The sequence below is a fragment of the bacterium genome (assembly GCA_030652805.1).
Lineage (GTDB): Bacteria > JAHJDO01 > JAHJDO01 > JAHJDO01 > JAHJDO01 > JAHJDO01.
The window spans coordinates 1-4,747 of record JAUSPT010000095.1; the positions used below are offsets into that span (position 1 = coordinate 1).

The following is a 4,747-nucleotide window of genomic DNA, read 5'->3' on the forward strand; positions in this document are numbered from 1 at the left end:
CAGCTGTAACAAATTGGCTGATTGAGTACAATTTTAATCGCCCTCATCAAGCGCTTGATTATTTAACACCCATGAGATATATTGAGAATCACAATGAGAATCTTAAACAAAAAGTGTTACCTATGTGCCCAGCCAGCACATACTGATTATCCTTATAAATCAAGGAGTACAATGACGGGTAATAAAAAAAATCTTTTTGACCAAATGAAACAGATGCTTTCAGAAAAAAAGGTTAAAAGATGGAAGGATATCTCAGCTGTCCTTGAATCTGTAAAGAGAGATTCTCCTGAGATTGAGGCATTCACTGACAAGGAATTCCTGAGCGCACTTCATAATGGTATTGCGTTTATTACATACGATTTTGGAATTGATGGAGTTTCAATAGAGATAAGTAAATATGCTCATTGCATGGAAAGAATTTTTGCAGACGCTCATACTACTCTCCCTGTTCTCCATTTTATCAGCGGCGATTTTCACGATAAAGCAGATGCGGTTCTTAAACCGTCGTGGAATCGTTTTCATATTCGTGAAATGAACGGATGGTCTAAATGGCACAAAGGGAAGTGTTTCTCAAAGCTTTTTTATGAGGATATGCCCGAGGGCAGCAAAATTTCCAGTGATCTTGCGATGGAGATGTGGGATCAGGCAGTTTCTTTTGCAGAAGAACTTGGCTCCTATGTAGTGGATAAGAAAATTACATTGCTTTTCCCTGTTAATATTTTTTCAAATCCAGGAAACTTTGCAATTGCGCTTGCTACTATTTTAGTTTCTGAAGCTCTTGGTATGTATGTATTGAATTCAAATCATGATTTCTATTGGGAAGGAGGAAAACCTGCTTCAGAACGCAAACTCGGAGAAAAAGCAGGGATAAGAGATCACTTTTTTAAAAACATTAAGAATCGGGCATTCTTTTCGCTGTTTAAAAAGCTTTATCCATGGAATGGAAAGCGATGGATTCAAGTAAATATAAATCATAAGCAATCGCGTTACCTTACTACACATTATGGGTTTCCTGAAAATAGAGTGTTTGAAATATCTACTTTCATAAGCGATGAATTTTTAAGAGAATATACAAAGCAAGATGTTATGTCGTCCCGTTTGCGAATGGCATATATCCTTTCAGACGGCAAACCAAAAATCAAACCTGTTCCGGTTTCCTCTCATATTGGGAATCTCACAAACTGGATGAAGGGACAAAAGCCCATAGTTTGTGGATTTAGAGAGGGACTTGAGCTTGATTTAACAAATGAAAAGATTATTTACTGCTTGCAGCCCACGCGCGTAGTTGCCAGAAAACGAATTGAAAAGGATCTGCATCTTTTTTCTGCGCTTATGAATTATCCCCTTTTTCGCAAGGAATTTGAAAGCAATAAAGACATTCAACTTATTCTCCATATAACAGGACCTGTGCCTATAGAGCATCGGGCAGATCTTGAAACTGTTTTGAACGCTTATGTTGATTTATGTTCAGCATTGCCAGAAGATATTTCTGATCGTATCTTTATAGCGTTTTCAGTAGGAACAGAAGAACACTCAAGCTTTAAGGTAAATGGACTGGAACGTATGCATATTGAGGACATTTACAGACTTGCTACAGTAGTTTTGTTCCCCAGCGAAACCGAAGGCAGAGGATTGCCTATTATTGAGGCCAGTGCATGTGGAATTCCTATTATATGCAGCCACTATTATCCTGAGGAGGTTTTTGCCAATGTTGTAGGGAAATATCTTCCTGAAGAGAAACAGATAAAGTACATACTTTTTCCTGAGAATGACTTTTCTCAGGATTTTCTTAGTAAAGCTACAAAGCTAATGTTCGGGGAAAATGAAGAAGAACTTAAAAGACATAACAGTGATGCTGTAAGGATGCGTTATGGAACTAAAGTTCTTGCAGAGACATTTTATAAATTGCTCAGAACTTTGAAAAGATCTAAGGACTAGAGGTATATGCATATCGGATTCATAGAAGATACACATCTTCATGGCGGGACTCAGATATGGGTTTCTGAAGCGGCCAGAGCTTTCATTAATAAAGGAGAGGATGTTACTGTTATTGCGCCTCTGGATAGCTGGGTAGCTAATGAATGTTCTAAAGCAGGAGCGCATATTATTGCATATGACTGGGACAGGGTTGTAGCCAAAGGCGATGAATTTAAAAAGATATGGATTGAAGGTCTGAATAATTGTGATGTTGCTGTTTGTACCGTGCATCCGCCGAGAAATGGATTTCACTGCGCTGTTTTTGGCGCTGAATGCATAAAACAAGCTGGTCTTGACACAATTCTTATACCAAAAACAGGAACTATTGTGCCTGAATATCTGAGGGAATTTTATCTTCCTGATGACTCCATTAATATAAGAATCATCAGTATCACAGACTTTACACGCAAGTATCTTATTGATAATTATAAAATACCTTCTGAGAAGGTTGAGCTAATCTATCAGGGAACAGAAGTTGACCGTTTTACTTCTTCAGATGAAAACAAAGCTGAAGCCTTGAGGCGTTATCCTCTTTGTGGTACTGCCGCTCCGGTTCTGGGCTCAGTTGGCTCTTTTGAAGAAAGAAAAGGACAGGTCATTCTTCTCGAGGCGGTTGCAAAGCTCGCAGATGATTCTATTCCTGACATTCACTTGATGCTTGTTGGAGACGGGCCGGATGAAGAAATGTTGAAAGCAAAAGTCAAAACAATGAATCTTGAAAAAAACGTGACATTCTTCCCTTTTACTAATGAACCAAATTATGTTTTTGAAAGAATTGATATACTAGTTCTTCCCAGCCTCTATAAGGAGGGTTTGCCAAATGTCCTGCTTGAAGCAATGTCTATGGGACTGCCCGTTATAGCGTCGAAATTAGCAGGAGTGCCTGAAGTTGTCTTTGATGGAGAAACAGGATATATGGTAAAATCCTGGGACCAGAGCGGGCTTATAGATGCGATTGTCAAACTCTCCTCAGATAAAAACAATTACCTGCAGATGGGCAAAAACGCTCGTAAGCTTATGGAAGAAAAATTTGATAAAAGAGTGCAGTTTAATGAATTCCTAAAGTTCTTTCACAAGATCACAGGTAAATAAATCCCACCAATCCTTTTATGCTCCATTTATGCTGATGCATTTACGGTCATTGTCCCATCAGGAAGTTCATAATAAATTTTTTTGTTCTTAGAATAAACGCTGGGCAATCCTTTTTTGCGATTTTCCTCTTGCGCCTTTTTAACAGCTCTGGTACCAATTTTTGTTACTTTAAACAATAATTCATAATCTTCTTTTTTCATCTAAGACACCTCCCTTATAAATAGAGAAAAATATTCTTCATTAATAACATCCACTTCATTCCCTATGCCAACTGCTACCTGCAAAAATTCATCTTTGCTGTTAAAAAACATCTCCCAATTATGAACCTTTTTTCTATAAATATTCCAAAAATTATCCATGCTCCTTTTGAATCGGCGTTTTATGTCTTTTTTAGGTACAGTATGACCACCTTTTTTTACTCGGATATCTATCCTACGAATTGCTTCCTCAATGCTTTCCAGATATATATAAATTAGTATTATTTTGTAGCCATTATTTTTGATTTTATCAATAATTTTAATTAGATATTTCCCCGCTAAGGTTGTTTCCACAACAAAGGATTTTTTTTTAATAATACAATTTTCTATTTTGGCAAAAAAGATTTTACCTGCTTTTAGTCTCATTTTCTCTAATCTACTTGGAGACAATGCCTTTGCAATCTCATCCGCATTAATAAAAATCAGGTTCGTATTTTCAATAAATTCTTTTGCGAATGTTGTTTTCCCGCTCCCATTGGGACCTGCAACAATGTATGCCAATTTCATAGTCAATCTCTCCGCATGCCTTAGAAACTTTTTATATTATAGAATACTTGGAATATTTAAACAAACTATTTCCCTGCATTCGTTCAAAGTTATTTCCACGGCCACGATTTTGTTAAAAGTCTCCACTCTTTCCTGTCATTGCGAAGGATGAAATCCTGAAGCAATCTCGTTTGTCATTCTCCGATTTGAGGGGGGGGGATCCATGTGTTTAAAGATTTGAGTAAGTACTTTCATCCCGTTTGCGTATATAGACTATTCTCACAACTTTCTCAGAAAAATCCAACAGATATCCAACGCGAAAGTTTCCGCATCGCAGGCGAAAATAAGACACTGTTCCTTTTTTAATTTTTTTCACACCTGCAGGCAGAGGGTTAGCTTTTAACCCTTTTATTTTTTTAATTATGTTTTCTACATCTTTTTTAGGGATAGACGCAAACTCCTTCTTAACGCTGGACTTATATACTAAACTATACATCAATTCTGAGCGACTTCAGATATGTATCCATCTCTTTTTCTGATATTTCCGCTTCATCCTTGCGAGCTTCAAAAAGGGCCATGTCTTTTTCATCCTCTTTAGCCTCGCTCAGTTTTTCTTCAATAGCCCTGCTGACAAAATAACTTATTTTTAAACCGTGACCCTGACAGAAATCTTTCAACTGCTTTTGTAAAAGCTCAGGAATTCTGGCACCGCTAATGACTGTTCCCATAATATACACCTCCTTGTTACAATACGTTAACAAATGGTAACAATTATGTCAAGAAATACTTTTTGAATGTCAGTTAAAATTTAAAAGTGCACAGTTTTTAAGCGATTTAAGTTTTAAAAGTGCACACCTAAAAAGCCCCCAAGAATGGGGGTTTGGGGGTTGAAAAGAAGAGATATATAAAATACAGCAGTATTGTGGTAACTGTGG

6 protein-coding genes are annotated in these 4,747 nt (G+C 37.1%); 2 read left to right on the plus strand and 4 right to left on the minus strand.

The annotated features are described in order from the left end of the window. Positions 1-171: 171 nt before the first annotated feature. Positions 172-1,938: a glycosyltransferase gene (locus tag Q7J67_09250; protein ID MDO9465466.1), complete on the plus strand. Its 1,767-nt coding sequence runs from the start codon at positions 172-174 to the stop codon at positions 1,936-1,938. A 6-nt stretch (positions 1,939-1,944) separates the two neighbouring features. Continuing rightward, entirely contained in the window at positions 1,945-3,069 is a 1,125-nt protein-coding gene (locus tag Q7J67_09255; GenBank protein ID MDO9465467.1) for a glycosyltransferase family 4 protein, read from the plus strand. Positions 3,070-3,095: 26 nt separating this feature from the next. On the opposite strand, the gene Q7J67_09260 is transcribed toward Q7J67_09255, so the two are convergent. The 4 genes from Q7J67_09260 to Q7J67_09275 all read right to left on the minus strand — a co-directional run bounded on the left by Q7J67_09260 (position 3,096) and on the right by Q7J67_09275 (position 4,540). Continuing rightward, positions 3,096-3,269, minus strand: a complete 174-nt coding sequence (locus Q7J67_09260; GenBank protein ID MDO9465468.1) for a hypothetical protein — start codon at positions 3,267-3,269, stop codon at positions 3,096-3,098. Further along, a complete protein-coding gene (locus tag Q7J67_09265) occupies positions 3,270-3,833 on the minus strand; it encodes a zeta toxin family protein (protein MDO9465469.1) in 564 nt (187 codons plus the stop codon). A gap of 208 nt (positions 3,834-4,041) precedes the next feature. Continuing rightward, entirely contained in the window at positions 4,042-4,308 is a 267-nt protein-coding gene (locus tag Q7J67_09270; GenBank protein MDO9465470.1) for a type II toxin-antitoxin system RelE/ParE family toxin, read from the minus strand. Continuing rightward, a complete protein-coding gene (locus tag Q7J67_09275; GenBank protein ID MDO9465471.1) occupies positions 4,301-4,540 on the minus strand; it encodes a hypothetical protein in 240 nt (79 codons plus the stop codon). The genes Q7J67_09270 and Q7J67_09275 overlap by 8 nt, the downstream gene beginning before the upstream one ends. Between the last annotated feature and the right edge of the window lie 207 nt (positions 4,541-4,747).

Bases quoted from the DNA above. Each gene is read 5' to 3' on its own strand.
- Q7J67_09255 (MDO9465467.1), top strand. From the start codon at position 1,945: ATGCATATCGGATTCATAGAAGATACACATCTTCATGGCGGGACTCAG.
- Q7J67_09270 (MDO9465470.1), bottom strand. From the start codon at position 4,308: ATGTATAGTTTAGTATATAAGTCCAGCGTTAAGAAGGAGTTTGCGTCT.
- Q7J67_09265 (MDO9465469.1), bottom strand. From the start codon at position 3,833: ATGAAATTGGCATACATTGTTGCAGGTCCCAATGGGAGCGGGAAAACA.
- Q7J67_09250 (MDO9465466.1), top strand. From the start codon at position 172: ATGACGGGTAATAAAAAAAATCTTTTTGACCAAATGAAACAGATGCTT.
- Q7J67_09275 (MDO9465471.1), bottom strand. From the start codon at position 4,540: ATGGGAACAGTCATTAGCGGTGCCAGAATTCCTGAGCTTTTACAAAAG.
- Q7J67_09260 (MDO9465468.1), bottom strand. From the start codon at position 3,269: ATGAAAAAAGAAGATTATGAATTATTGTTTAAAGTAACAAAAATTGGT.